We start from the raw sequence: 13,593 nt of genomic DNA, 5'->3' as shown, positions 1-13,593 counted from the left end.
CGGTACAACGGAGGCGCCCTTGGTCGGTTTCCACCGAGCGAGCGTGGCGGGTGTCACCCCGTTGCAGCGCCTCTCGTCTCGGACCAACAAACTTACCCGATTTTCCTTTCCCTTCCCCGTACGCGGTCACTGGGTGAGACTTCCCAGGCAGGAGCGCAGCGCTCACGAGCACCAGCGCGCAACGCCCGCACCGCAGGAGCGCAGCGCCCACCAGCACCAGCGCGCAACGCCCGAGCCGGCCGCGGGGAAGGCGGCCACGCCTTCCTACTTCGCGTCCGCATAAGCGTCGACGACCGCCACATCGAGCGGGAAGCGCACAGCGGTGTCGCCGAAGAGAAGCCGGCCCGCCGTCACCGCGCTCTCTTGCACGGCCGCCACGATCCGCTCGGCGTCCTCGGCCGGGCAGTGCACCACCACCTCGTCATGCACGAAAAGCACCATTTCCGCCTTGCTGCCCTCCAACGCCGTGCGCAGCGTCGCCAGCAGCACCAACGCCCACTCGGCCGCCGTCGCCTGCACGACGAAGTTGCGGGTGAAGCGACCCCGCGCGCGGCCCGAGGCGCCCACCGGCTCCCCCGCCTCTTCCGGCGGATCCAGACCGGCATCGCGCCACGAAGCCGACGACGGCGGGCACGTGCGGCCCAGCCACGACCGGACCAGCCCGCCCGCCTCCCCGACCCGGGCCGCGTGCTCGACGAACTCGAACGCCGTCGGATAGCGCTGACGCAGCACGGCCAGCGCGGGGATGGCCGCCCCGCCGGTCTGCCCGTACATGGCCCCGAGCAGCGCGATCTTGGCCTTGGCCCGGTCGCCCTCGAACGAGTCGGCGGCCAGCGCGGCGTAGAGATCACCGGCCGCCGCGGCCGCCGCCAGCCGCTGATCGCCCGAGATGGCGGCCAGCACCCGCGGCTCGAGCTGCCCGGCGTCGGCCACCACGAACCGCCAGCCCGGGTCGGCCACCACGGCCCGCCGCACCGCCTTGGGCACCTGCAGCGCGCCGCCGCCGCGGGTGGCCCAGCGGCCGCTGACCACACCGCCCGGCACGTATTCCGGCCGGAAGCGCCCGTTGATCACCCACGAGTCGCACCAGGCCCAGCCGTGCGCCGTCCAGATGCGGTAGAGCTCTTTGTATTCCAGCAGCGGGCGCACGGCCGGATGGTCGACGTTCTTGAGCACCCAGGCCCGCGTGTTCGGGATGTCGATGCCGGCCCGGGCGAAGGCCCGCACGACCTCGGCCGGCGAGTCGGGGTGCAGCCCCCAGGCCCCGAAGGCGGCGTTGATCTCGGCCGTCAGCTCGGCCAGCCGCCGGGGTGGGCCGACCGGTTGCGGCGGGCCCAGCAGCCCGCGCAGCAGCTCGTCGTGCAGATCGGCCCGCCACGGCAGGCCGGCGTGGCCCATCTCGGCCCCCACCAGCGCGCCCGCCGACTCGGCCGCGACCAGCAGCCGGAACCGCCCCGGATGCTCAGTCTGCGCCTGACGCCGCAGCTGGTCGGCGTAGACCTCGCGGACCACGTCGATGCCCACGGCGGCGGCCGAGGAGCCCGCCGACTCGAACAGCGCGGCCTGGGCGAACCCGGGCGGCTCGGCCACGCGGGGCGGCGGGTCGGCCGGAACGGGCAGACCCCGCAACCGGGCCAAGGCCGCCGCCGGTGATCGTGGCTCACCCCAGCGCCCGGCGTGACCGGAGAGCAGCGCCTCGGTCAGCTCGAGATCGTGACAGCGGGCGACTCGCACCCCGGCCCGCAGCAGGCCCGGATAGATGTCGACGGTGGCCGCCCAGACCCAACGGGGGTGATCGGCGGCTTCCCGTTCGCCGATCGCCCCCGCCAGGTCACCGACCATCTGCACCGGCCCGGCCGCGGTGCCGTCAACGCGCAGCTCTTGCAGGCGGCCCCCTCGACCGCCCGCCTCCGCCTCCACCGCTGTCAGCACCCAGTCATTCTGTCCCAGGGGTACGACATCTTCCGCCTTCGCCGCCCGGGCCGTCTGCGTCTGACTTTGGTTCGGCCGAAAGACGAAAGAGTTCGCCAGCTGAATGCGGAAGGGCAGTTGAGGATGGTTGTTCTAGAGCTTCGCCCCAGAAACCGCTGTGCAGCGTCCAAGCGATCTCATGCGATACGGAGGGCAGATCAACGACAGTACGGCTTTGCCAAGCGTCACGCCGTTCTGTAATTGAAGAGCAACGCGAAGCTCGATGCAGAAAGTTTCCCGTTGTAAATAGTTGAGTCTGGCTAAATAGCTGGTCCACCGCCTAGGCGGGGAGGTTTGATGAACGCGCCGACGTCGCATGACATATGGCCGGAATCATGGGCCGTGCAGGCCTCGGTCGAGGCCGCGCGAATCGACCATCGCATGCAAAACGCGATGTCCGACAGCCGTGCGGCTGCCCTCTCAGCGAACAGGACAGCGATCGAGTACCACCTTGCCGAAGCACGTGAGGCCTGCCGATGCACCTCTCGCGTCAAACGTCGAGGGCTTCGAGACAAGTGGCGTGGAACGTCTGTCGAACGGGCTTACATGAATCTGCATGCGGCCAAAACCTTCTTGTCCGACCTCCTGCCCGATCCGGAGTTCGAGGCGACACTCCCCGAGGTGACAACTCGTTTAGCCATGGTCCTTGACCGGAATGACCCACGTCGCATCGAAATAGAGGGACTACTGAGAAGCGTCAACCCGGAGCTGCGCCGAGCCGCGCTGAAACAAGCCATGGAGACCGCATACGACGCATCGGATCAGGAATACGTCCGCCTCCGCAACTTCCGAAACATCATTCTGCTAACTGCTGCCGCTATCGCCCTGTTCACCGGGATATTGGTGGTCGCGGTCGCGCTGTCGCCGGCCGCCATCCCGCTGTGCTTTGAACCGAGCGTAACCAGTGCCGTCACCGATCCGCAGATCACGCAGCAGGTACAGACCGTGTGCCCTAGCGGTGATCGCCAACGACCCACCGGTGGGGACATCCTGATTGTTGCCGGGCTCGGTGCGGTCGGCGGAGCCCTAGGGGCCATCGTTGCCATACGCAATCTGCGGGGCACCTCGACACCGTACTCAGTGTCCACCGCGCTGGCTGTCCTCAAGGTCCCGGCCGGGGCACTGAGCGCAATTATCGGTATGCTGCTCCTATCCGGAGGATTTGTTCCTGGTCTTACCAACCTTGACAACCAACGACAGATTCTTGCTTATGCACTCGTGTTCGGGATCGCTCAGCAATTGGTCACCAGAGTGGCCGACTCTCGCGCGCAGCAAATTCTTGATCACCTGCCGAGCAAAGATCCACAAGCCAAGCCAGCGCAACCACCGGTCAGAGCCGCCGAGGGACCCCCAGAACCTTCTAGTTCCTCGACCTCCGGCACCCAGGCGAACGAGGTTGCCGACAGCGGACCGGCAAACCCTGAAAATGCCGAAGGCAAGAACCATGACGGTGCTCGCCGAACTGACCGCCAACCATGATTACCGTCTAATTAGAGGATTATGATGGAGACTGACGTCGGTCGACCCGCCGGAAATAATCCGCCAGCCGGACGACCTAGAGAGCTGGCTGCACTGCTGCTCAAGAAGGTTCGCGCCGCCGGCGAGATCGAGATCGAGGAGCTCCTAAAGGATGTCGCATCGGAGGCTCGAACCAGCAAGTTGGATGCGGCGGCGGAATTGTGGGACCGCATACATTGGGGCCAGATTCGATTGACCTCCAACGGTTGCCTAACTGCAGCAACCAAGGAGAAAAGAAGGCACACCACCTTGCCTATGGTGGGGCGCAACTCTCGCGCGTCCAAAGAAAAACGAAGGAACGAGAGCCGGTCCGAGGGGCGACTGGATCGGGATCGAGTACTCCATTCTTATGCTTTGCACCGGCTAGCGGGGGTTACTCAGATCGTCAGTCCGGACTACTCCGGCTATTTGATGCACAGCAGACTAACTCACTCGATAAAGGTCGGACAGGTGGGCCGAAGGATTGCCGACCTTCTCTCTCTATCAACGGAGTCCGAAGACATCGAGGCGGGCGGCGGGCTTGACCCGGATACCGTCGAGGCAGCCTGCTTGGCACACGATGTGGGACATCCTCCCTTCGGCCATGCGGGCGAACAAGCTCTCGACAAGTGCGCCCGCGAACAATTGGACTTAACGGACGGATTCGAGGGAAACGCACAAAGCTTCCGGATGTTGACTCAGATCGAATACCGATTTCAACATCAACGAGGCCTCAATCTTACCGCCGCCACGCTCGCCGCTCTAATCAAGTACCCGTGGCTGCGCGACGACCAGCCGAACAGCCTTAAATGGCGCAAGTTCAACGCGTACCGAACTGATGCGGAAGCATTCGACCGGGTTCGAGCCGACGTGCCGGTCCCCCTATTCGCGCAGACGCTTGAGGCGTCGATAATGGACACTGCCGACGACATCACGTACGCGCTGCATGATCTTGAAGATTTCTACTGTGCGGGAATGTTCCCACGCAACCAGATCGTTGCTCTGCTGCGTGACTTCATCGGCTCCCGCCGGCATCGCGGCTACGTACCCATCACCATGGACTTTCAGACGCTGGAGCAACATGGCAGAAAATTGGCGGAGGAGTATCCCGATGTCTACAGCTCTGACTCCTTGGCGGCTGCCGCAGAGAAAGTCCTGGTGCTTATCGACTACACCATGCTCCGACATTTCAACGGATCGCGGACCGCATTCACCATGATTCGCTCGGCTTTCGCCAGCCGCACCGACTCCTACGTCCGTGGCATAACGGCCGGACCACGCGGCTCACACAAGGCTGTCATCGCACGGCTTCAAGACGATCACTGGCATGAAGTACAGGTTCTCAAATGGCTGACCCGTAAGTTCGTCATAGACAGAGCAGAGTTGGCGCTCAGCCAGTTGGGCCAGACTCGCGTCTTGCGGGACACCGTGACTCGACTGGTCGAGTGGTCGGACAACGATCCCGATCGACTGCCGATGACTCTGCGCGAATACACGAAGGATCTCGCCGGCTCCTCCGCCGATCAACGCCGCGCAGTTTTGGACTATGTAGCTTCGCTGACTGACGCGCAATTGCTCAGCCTGTCGAAAGCACTGGCCGGCTCGGGTGAGCGGGGAATCGGAAACACCTATTTTATCTTGTGATTACCAGCCAGTCCGAGATGGTCGGTTGAAGCGGACTCTCGCTGCCGCCTGTCGCAAGATCCCGCAGTTGTTCCGGCACGCAGCAGGTCCGCGCGGCGCTACGTACGAGACGTGGAGTCTGCGTCCGGCCGAGAAGGGCGGAAAGATAACGGCATGAGCGAGACACTGACTGTTGGCGTGCTGGGCACCGGCATCATGGGCGCCGCGATGGCCCGTAATCTGATCAAGGCCGGACACACCGTACGCGTCTGGAACCGCAGCCCCGGCAAGGCCGAACCGCTGGCCGGCGACGGCGCCGTGGTCGCACCCACCCCGGCCGAGGCCGTCCGCGACGCCGACGTGGTGATCACCATGCTGTACGACGGCGACGCCGTCCGGGACGTCATGCGGGACGCCTTCCCCGCGGCGAGGAACGGCGCGATCTGGGTCCAGTCGACGACGGTGAGCCTGGAGGACGTCGACCGCCTGGCCGCCGACGCCGCCGACCACGGCTTCGCCTTCTTCGACACGCCCGTACTGGGAACGCGCCAGCCCGCCGAGGCCGGTCAGCTCACCGTGCTCGCCGCCGGCCCGGCCGAGCGCCGCGACGAGGTCACCCCGATTTTCGATGCGGTCGGTGCCCGTACGGTTTGGCTCGACCAGCCCGGCGCGGCCACCCGCCTCAAGCTGGTCGCCAACAGCTGGGTCCTGGCCCTCACCCACGCCGGCGCCGAGACGCTTTCGCTGGCCGAGGCGCTGGGCGTCGATCCCGACAAGTTCCTGCAGGTCATCGAGGGCGGCCCGCTCGACAACGCGTACCTGCGGACCAAGGTCGGCCTGGTCCGGGGCGACAAACTTTCCCCGGCCGCGTTCGCCGTGACCACGGCCGAGAAGGACGCCCGCCTCATCGCCGAGGCCGGCCGGCAGCACGGCGTCCGCCTCGACCTGGCCGAGGCCGGGGCCGAGCGCTTCCGTCGGGCTGCCGAGCAGGGCCACGGCGACAAGGACATGGCGGCCAGCTACTACGCGAGCTTCGAAAAAGATGAGGGAACAGCGGCTCAGACGCGGTAGACCGCGATCGTCCGGCGCAGGTCCTCGGCCATCCGGGCCAGCTCCTGGGCGGTCGCCTGGGTCTCGGTGGCCCCGGCGGCGGTGGCGTCGGCCGCCTGGGCCACGCCCGCGATGGTGCCGGCGATGTCGTGGGCGCTGGTCGACGCCTCGGCGACGCTGCGGGCCATCTCGTTGGTGGTGGCCGTCTGCTCCTCGACCGCGGCCGCGATGGTGGCGGCGTGGTCGCTGATCCGCGCGGTCACCTCGGTGATCTCGCCGATGGCCACCACGGCCTGCTCGGTCTCGTTCTGGATGGTGCCGATCCGGCGGGAGATGTCGTCGGTGGCCCGGGCCGTCTCCTGCGCCAGGTCCTTGACCTCGGAGGCGACGACGGCGAAGCCCTTGCCCATCTCGCCGGCCCGGGCCGCCTCGATGGTCGCGTTCAGCGCGAGCAGGTTGGTCTGCCCGGCGATCGCCGTGATCAGCTGCACGACGCTGCTGATCTCGGCCGAGGAACGGCCGAGCTGGGCCACGATCTCGTTGGTCTTGTCGGCGGTCTGCGCGGCCTGGGCCGAGACCGACGCGGCCTGGGTGGCGCTGGTCGCGATCTCGCGGATCGCCACGCCCATCTCGTCGGCGCCGGCCGCCACGGTCTGCACGTTCTGCGACACCAGGCCGGCGGCGGACGAGACGGTGCCGGCCTGGGCCGACGTCTCCTCGGCGGCCGAGGACATCTCCACCGAGACGGACGACAGCTCCTCGGACGCGGCCGCGACGTGGTGCGCGTTGTCGGCCACCTGGCGGACCATGGCCGCCATCGACTCGGTCGAGGTGTCGAGCGCCTCGGCCAGCCGGCCCACCTCGTCCTTGCCGTGCAGGCCGGTGCGGGCGGTCAGGTCGCCGTCGCGGATGGCCGTCAGCACCTCGACGGCCCGGGCCAGCGGCTTGGTGATCAGCCGGGCCACGCCGACGGCCAGGGCGACGCCGAAGGCCAGCCCGGCGATGATCAGAGCGATGATCAGGGTGCGGGCATTCTCGTACGCGGCCTGAGCCTCGGCCTGCTCCGTCTTCGAGTTGGCGATCGTCTGCGCCGACAGGGTGTCCATGGCCTCGCGGGCCTGCGCCACCAGCGGCTCGACCTCGTTCTTGCGGACGGACGCGACCAGGGCGTCGTTGTCGACCCGGCTCGCCGGCAGCAGCTTCTTGTCCAGCACGTCCACGTACCTGGTCCAGGCCCGGTCGAACTCGGCCAGCGCCGCGGTGCGGGCCGGCCCGAGCGGGAACGCCTTGAAGCGGGCCTCGGTGTCGGCCAGGGTCTTCCTGTCCTTCGCGATGGCCTTCTCGGCCTCCGCCTCGACGGCGTCGTCACCGGTGAGGAAGTGGTTGAGCGAGTCGATGCGGACGCGGTTGAACGCGTTGCGCATCTCGGCGATGGTCTCGAGCTGCAGGGTGCCGCTGTAGACCTCATCGGTGTTCTGGTTGATCTGCGACATCTTGACCGCCGCGAACGAGGAGACACCCGTTCCCAGCGCGGCCACCACCATCACCGACGTCAGGATCTTCGTACTGACCCGAAGATCGGAGAACCGCCCGATCAGCCCCATCGCTCTCTCCTCGCACAGGCGCCCCGGGAGTGCGGGCCGCGTTCGAGGAGTCAGTTCGTCGGTGGCCGCCCGAGATCGGAGAACTCGGGCGGCGCGAACCGAAATACAACCGTCAGATGCCGAGTTCGGCCAGGTCGTCGGCCGTCAGCTTCAGCTCCGGGGCCTGGGCCGAGTCCTGGATCGTCTCGGGCCGGCTGGCGCCCGGGATAGGCACCACCACGGGCGACTTGGCCAGGTGCCAGGCCAGGCAGACCCGCTGCGGGCTCACCCCGTGACGCTCGGCCACCGCGGCGAACCGGTCGGACTGCCCGCCCAGCTCGGACGCCTTGCTGATGCCGCCGAGCGGCGACCACGGCAGGAAGGCGATGCCGAGCTCGTCGCAGAGCCGCAGCTCGGGCTCGGACGAGAGGAAGGCCGGCGAGAACTGGTTCTGCACCGAGGCCAGCCGGCCGCCCAGGATCTCCTGCGCCTGGCGGATCTGGTCCGGGTTCGCGTTCGAGATGCCGGCCATCCGGATCTTGCCGGCGTCGAGCAGGTCGCGGATGGCGCCGATCGCGTCGGCGTAGTCGACCTTCGGGTCGGGCCGGTGGTACTGGTACAGCCCGATCGCCTCGACGCCCAGCCGCTTGAGCGAGGCGTCGCAGGCCTGCCGCAGGTAGTCCGGGGAGCCGTTCACCGTCCAGCTGCCGTCGCCCGGGCGCAGGTGCCCGCCCTTCGTGGCGACCAGCACGTCCGAGGTGTCCCCGCTGTAGGAGCCGAGCGCGCGGGCGATCAGCGTCTCGTTGTGACCGACCTCGTCGGCGCCGATGTGGTAGGCGTCGGCGGTGTCGATCAGGGTGATGCCGGCGTCGAGGGCGGCGTGGATCGTGCGGATCGACCGCTCCTCGTCGGGCCGTCCCTCGATCGACATCGGCATGCCGCCGAGCCCGATCGCGCCGACCGTCACGTCACCGATGCGGCGACTCTGCATGATCAAAACCTTCTTTCCCGTACGGGGACCGAGCGTCCCACCGAACCTGATACCCCGCCGAGATCAGAAAACGACTAGCATTGCCGCGTTTCCGGCGACGGTGGAGCGAGGCGGCATGCGGTGGTTCCGGCGCGGTTCCGGGCGGCAGAGTGATCCCGGCGCCGGTCAGGCGATCGTCGACGACGTGCGGGAAAGGTTCGGCGCCCACCTGCCCGGCTCGTTCCGCGAGCAGGCCGAGGCGGTCGTCCCGCTGCTGAGCGGCGACGAGGGGGTGGCCGCGGCGGCCGCCATCCTGCGCGAGTTCGCCGACGGCGCGTACGCCGACCTGGTGGCCCAGACCGGCTTCCCGATCGACCGCACCGACTACCGGTCTCTGTGGCGTGACGGGCGGGGCCGGCTGCGCTGGCAGCTGTTCACGCTGCCGTGCCGCCTCCACCCGTACATCCAGGTCAGCGCGGCCGCCGGGGTGCTCAGCACCGAGGCCAAGCGGGCCGTGCGCCAGACCGAGCCGGGCCCGCTGCTGGCCCACGTCCTCGAGGTGCTCGACCTGACGATCGACGGCTGGGAGTTCGCCCGGGTCCGCCCCGACACCGACGGCGCCATCCTGGCCCACCGCCTGATCGCCGCGGCCCGCGACCTGCGCGGCGCGATGAGCGACGAACCGCCGTTGCCCCGGCCGGTCCGTGAGCTCATGCGCCGCAACCACGTCGTCGACATCTACGACCCCGAGTCCCCGCAGGTCGTCGGCGGCTTCAACCCCGGTAAAGAGATGCGCGAGGCCCTGCTCGCCTAGCGCCTAGGAGTCGCTGGATCGGGCCCAGAGGTTGATGCCGGACTCGGTGGCGTACTTGTCGATCTCGGCCAGCTCGTCGGCCGTGAAGGCCAGGTTGCCCAGGGCGGCCACGTTGTTCTCGAGCTGGGCCACGCTGCTGGCCCCCAGCACGACCGAGGTCATCCGCGGGTCGCGCAGGGCCCAGGCGATCGCCATCTGCGCCAGCGACTGCCCGCGGCGCTGGGCGATGTCGTTCAGCGCCCGGATCTTGCCCAGGTTCTCGTCGTTGATCCAGTCCGCGGTCAGCGACTTGTGCTCGGTCGCCCGCGAGCCCTCGGGCAGGCCGTTCAGGTAGCGGTCGGTGAGCATGCCCTGGGCCAGCGGCGAGAACGCGATGCAGCCGGCGCCGTCGCGCTCCAGCTGGTCGAGCAGGCCGCCCTCGATCCAGCGGTTGAGCATCGAGTACGAGGGCTGGCTGATCAGCAGCGGCACGCCGTGCCCGCGCAGCAGGGCCGCTGCCTCGGCCGTCTTCTCCGGCGAGTACGAGGAGATGCCCGCGTACAGGGCCTTGCCCGCCTTGACGGCGTCGGCCACCGCGCCCATCGTCTCTTCCAGCGGCGTCTCGGGGTCGTGCCGGTGCGAGTAGAAGATGTCGACGTAATCGAGGCCCATCCGCTTCAGCGACTGGTCAAGCGACGCGGTCAGGTATTTGCGCGAGCCCCATTCGCCGTACGGGCCGGGCCACATGTCGTAGCCGGCCTTCGTCGAAATGACGAGCTCGTCGCGGTACTGGGCGAAGTCAGTGGCGAGCACCCGCCCGAAGTTGCTCTCGGCCGACCCGTACGGCGGCCCGTAGTTGTTGGCCAGGTCGAAGTGCGTGATGCCGAGGTCGAAGGCGCGGCGCAGGATGGCCCGCTGGGTCTCGAGCGGCCGGTCGTCGCCGAAGTTGTGCCACAGCCCCAGCGACACCACCGGCAGCTTCAGGCCCGAACGGCCGGTGCGGCGGTATTCCATGGATGCGTAACGGTCCGCGTCGGCGGTGTAGATCTCGGGCACGGCAAGCCTCCGCAGGGATGGGATGGAACATCACCAACCTAACCCGCGCCGGGGGAGCCGAAACGATGATCGGCCAGCCGTAATCGGCAGTTCGGCCGAGCGCCATCACGGAGTGACACAACTACGCTGCGCAGGGTGGCTGACCCGAACGAGCGTTACATCGACGCCGCGCGCGGCAACGCGGACGGCTCGCACGAGGCGACGTTCTTCCTCGCCGACCACTACGTGCTCTACGACCTGGCCCGGCAGCGGGTCGCCGACGGGGTCCACGACGTCGCCGGGCTCGGCTTCGGCCGGCCGTTCTCGCCCGTCGGCCCGCACCAGGGGCTCGACGCCGCGCTCAAGGGCCAGGGCCGGCACGCCCGGCTGGGCTTCCAGTTCCGCGGGGTCAAATACTCGCGCATCGACCTGATCAGCGGGCTCGGCGATTCGGGGGTCAGCCCGCTCTCCGAGTGGGCGCTGACCGGCGTCTCGGCCACCGGGGTGGACGCGGCCGGCAACGGCGACGGCAAGGCGTTCTTCTTCCGCGGCGACCAGTACACGCGCTGGGACTGGGTCAGCGAGAAGCCCGATCCCGGCTATCCCCGTCCGATCGCCGCGATCGCGGGCATGGTGACGCCGTTCGCGGCCGGTGTCGACGCGGCCCTCGACGGCTTTCTGTTCAAGGGCGGGCACTATCTGCGGATCGGGTTCGGGCCCGACGGCGAGCCCCACGTGGACGGGCCGGTCCGCACCGTCCAGGACGACTGGCCCGGCCTGGTCGAGCTGCTGCTGGCCGGCCGGGCCAAGGCGCAGGTGCTGGTCTGGATCGCCGATGCCGTGCGGCACCTGACCGTGCCGTTCGACCCGCTGTTCGCCACCGCCCTGGCCACCCACTTCCACGTGGCGCCGACGGCCGGCGCGGCCGAGAAGGCGCGGGCCATCGGCCTGGTGCAGGCCCAGTTCGCCCGGGTGCTGGCCGCGCTGGGCGAGAGCTCGCTCCGCTTCCGGTTCCGCACCGCCGCCGAGTCGATGCGCCTCGATCACCGAGTCGAGGCGCCCCCGGCCTACTTCTGGGACACCAATTTCAACTTCACCCCCCATTACGCCGTACGCGGCCCGGCCGACCGCGCCGAGCTGCTGCTCCGCGAGTCGGTCCGTGCGGTCGACCCGGTCGCGGCCCAGACTCCTCAGTGGTACGTCTCCGATCCCGAGGCCGACCGGCTGCACCTGCCGCACACCCATGACGACCCGCGGTGGCCCGCCCGCTACGACCGCAGTCCCGCCGCCGCCGCGTTGCACAACCCTTGCGCGTACGCGGCATTCGCCCGTCACCTGTCCCTCGGCCGCGACGAACGAACGGCTCGGCAGCCATGACCGTCCGATGGGGAATGCTGTCCACCGCCTCGATCGGCCGGGTCGTCGCCGAGGCGCTTCGCGGCTCGGCCGAGGCGCAGTTCGTCACCGTGGCCGGCCGCGACCGGCAGCGCGCCGCCGCGTACGCAAATGAACTGGGTCTGCCCCGCAGTGCCGCTTCGTACGACGAGCTGCTGGCCGACGACGAGGTGGACGCGGTCTACATCCCGCTGCCGGTCGCGCTGCACACCGAGTGGACGATCCGGGCGCTGCGGGCCGGCAAGCACGTGCTGTGCGAGAAGCCGTTCGCGATGACCGCCGCCGACGCGGCCGCCTGCTTCGACGCGGCCGAGGCGGCCGGCAAACTGTGCGTCGAGGGCCTGATGTGGCGGCACCATCCGCACACCGCGCTGGTCCGGCAGCTGCTGGCCGACGGGGCGATCGGGCGGCTGTTGTTCATCCGGGCCGCGCTCTCCGTGGACGTGCCGCCGGGTGACATCCGGCGCACCGGGCGGCTCGGCGGCGGCGCCCTGCTCGACCTGGGCTGCTACTGCGTCAGCGCGATACGGCTGTTCGGCGGGCAGCCGCTGCGGGTGCGGGCCGAGCAGGTCGTCGACGCCGCCGAAGGGGCCGACGGCTCCGACCTGCGCCTGGCGGCCACACTGGCGCTGCCCGGCGACGTGCTGGGGCAGTTCGACGTGGCGCTGGACTACCCGCGCCGCGACGAGCTGGAGCTGATCGGCAGCGAGGGGATCATCCGCGTCCCCGACCCGTGGATCTGCCGGGTGGACCACGTCGAGCTGGAACGCGGCGGCGCCGTCAAGCGGCTGCCGGTTGCCGGCGAGGACCCGTACCGGCTGGAATTCGTTCTCGCGTCCCGCGCGATCGCCACCGGCACGCCGCCCGCCTTCGGCCGGGCCGACGCGATCGAGCAGGCCGCGGCGCTCGAGGCGGTCAGGGCGGCCGCCGGGGCGAATCTCCGACCGTAGTCCGATGCGTTCCGGCAGCCGCCCCGGAACACTGGCCGGGTGAGATTTCGCTGGATCGCCGCCGCCGTCGTCGTTCTGCTCGCGACGGCCGCCGGCGTCCTGGCCCTCGCCTACCCGTCGGCCGCCGCGACAACCTGCCCCGGTTGCTACGGGCTGGCCCGGGTGCAGGACGGCTTGTGGAGCGAACGCGGTCTCACCCCGGCGCAGCGGGAACAGCTGAAAACCCTGGTGGCCGAGGCCCGCCGCCGGGTCGCCGAGTTCTACGGCGGCCGCGAAACCGACCCGCGGCTGGTCGCCTGCTTCACCGACGACTGCTACGACCGTATCGGCGGCGGGGGCGAGAAGGGCATCGCCATCCTCAACCGGGCCTTCATGCTCTCGCCGCGCGGGCTCGACGCGGTCATCGCCTCGCACGAGATGTCGCACGTCGAGCTGCACCACCGGCTCGACGGCGAGGTGCCGCAGTGGTTCGACGAGGGCCTGGCCGTGGTCGTCTCGGCCGACCCGCGCTACCTGGGCGCACACTGCGACGGCCCGGCCGGCGACAACCCGCTGCCCGGGACCCTGTCCGCCTGGCTGCGGGCCGCGAGCACCGACCAGCAGGTCTACTCCCGGGCCGGCTGCAAGGTGAGCCGGTGGCTCGACGCGAACGGCGGCCCACCGGCCGCCCTGGAACTGATCGATGCCCTCAACCGGGGCGAACCGTTTCCTCCGGAGTTACGGTGA

Annotated in this window: 11 protein-coding genes; 7 read left to right on the top strand and 4 right to left on the bottom strand. The window is 69.1% G+C overall.

Features of this window, described 5'->3' with window-relative positions; all coding sequences use genetic code 11:
* Nucleotides 1-264: 264 nt before the first annotated feature.
* Complete coding sequence (locus OWR29_RS13015; protein ID WP_267562966.1) at nt 265-1,932, bottom strand: bifunctional 3'-5' exonuclease/DNA polymerase; 1,668 nt, start codon at nt 1,930-1,932, stop codon at nt 265-267.
* A gap of 585 nt (nt 1,933-2,517) precedes the next feature.
* Here OWR29_RS13015 and OWR29_RS13010 point away from each other — a divergent pair.
* Genes OWR29_RS13010 through OWR29_RS13000 form a run of 3 tightly spaced genes read left to right on the top strand, consistent with a single transcriptional unit; the run spans nt 2,518 to nt 6,162 of the window.
* On the top strand, nt 2,518-3,450 hold the full coding sequence (locus OWR29_RS13010; protein ID WP_267562965.1) for a hypothetical protein: 933 nt from the start codon (nt 2,518-2,520) through the stop codon (nt 3,448-3,450).
* A 24-nt stretch (nt 3,451-3,474) separates the two neighbouring features.
* Entirely contained in the window at nt 3,475-5,112 is a 1,638-nt protein-coding gene (locus OWR29_RS13005; protein ID WP_267562964.1) for a deoxyguanosinetriphosphate triphosphohydrolase family protein, read from the top strand.
* Between the two features lie 48 nt (nt 5,113-5,160).
* Nucleotides 5,161-6,162 carry an NAD(P)-dependent oxidoreductase gene (locus OWR29_RS13000; protein WP_267563266.1) on the top strand — a complete coding sequence of 334 codons (1,002 nt, stop codon included), beginning with the start codon at nt 5,161-5,163 and terminating at the stop codon, nt 6,160-6,162.
* Here OWR29_RS13000 and OWR29_RS12995 read toward each other — a convergent pair.
* Both OWR29_RS12995 and OWR29_RS12990 read right to left on the bottom strand, forming a co-directional pair.
* On the bottom strand, nt 6,150-7,745 hold the full coding sequence (locus OWR29_RS12995) for a methyl-accepting chemotaxis protein (protein ID WP_267562962.1): 1,596 nt from the start codon (nt 7,743-7,745) through the stop codon (nt 6,150-6,152). The two genes, OWR29_RS13000 and OWR29_RS12995, sit on opposite strands and share 13 nt — an antisense overlap.
* A 112-nt stretch (nt 7,746-7,857) precedes the next feature.
* Nucleotides 7,858-8,715, bottom strand: a complete 858-nt coding sequence (locus OWR29_RS12990) for an aldo/keto reductase (RefSeq protein ID WP_267562961.1) — start codon at nt 8,713-8,715, stop codon at nt 7,858-7,860.
* A gap of 115 nt (nt 8,716-8,830) precedes the next feature.
* On the opposite strand from OWR29_RS12990, the gene OWR29_RS12985 reads away from it, so the two are divergent.
* A complete protein-coding gene (locus tag OWR29_RS12985) occupies nt 8,831-9,508 on the top strand; it encodes a hypothetical protein (RefSeq protein WP_267562960.1) in 678 nt (225 codons plus the stop codon).
* A 3-nt stretch (nt 9,509-9,511) separates the two neighbouring features.
* Here the strand turns inward: OWR29_RS12985 and mgrA are convergent, their stop codons facing one another.
* On the bottom strand, nt 9,512-10,501 hold the full coding sequence (mgrA, locus tag OWR29_RS12980; RefSeq protein WP_438872590.1) for an L-glyceraldehyde 3-phosphate reductase: 990 nt from the start codon (nt 10,499-10,501) through the stop codon (nt 9,512-9,514).
* 177 nt (nt 10,502-10,678) lie between these two features.
* On the opposite strand from mgrA, the gene OWR29_RS12975 reads away from it, so the two are divergent.
* Genes OWR29_RS12975 through OWR29_RS12965 form a run of 3 tightly spaced genes read left to right on the top strand, consistent with a single transcriptional unit; the run spans nt 10,679 to nt 13,593 of the window.
* Nucleotides 10,679-11,899, top strand: coding sequence for a hemopexin repeat-containing protein (locus OWR29_RS12975; RefSeq protein WP_267562958.1), 1,221 nt, complete (start codon nt 10,679-10,681; stop codon nt 11,897-11,899).
* On the top strand, nt 11,896-12,867 hold the full coding sequence (locus OWR29_RS12970; RefSeq protein ID WP_267562956.1) for a Gfo/Idh/MocA family protein: 972 nt from the start codon (nt 11,896-11,898) through the stop codon (nt 12,865-12,867). Before OWR29_RS12975 ends, OWR29_RS12970 begins: the two co-directional genes overlap by 4 nt.
* A 39-nt stretch (nt 12,868-12,906) precedes the next feature.
* On the top strand, nt 12,907-13,593 hold the full coding sequence (locus OWR29_RS12965) for a Spy/CpxP family protein refolding chaperone (RefSeq protein WP_267562954.1): 687 nt from the start codon (nt 12,907-12,909) through the stop codon (nt 13,591-13,593).

It is taken from the genome of Paractinoplanes pyxinae, from assembly GCF_026626335.1.
Classification (GTDB): domain Bacteria; phylum Actinomycetota; class Actinomycetes; order Mycobacteriales; family Micromonosporaceae; genus Actinoplanes; species Actinoplanes pyxinae.
The sequence above is the reverse complement of the archived record's forward strand: the minus strand, read 5'-3'. Positions and strand labels throughout refer to the sequence as shown.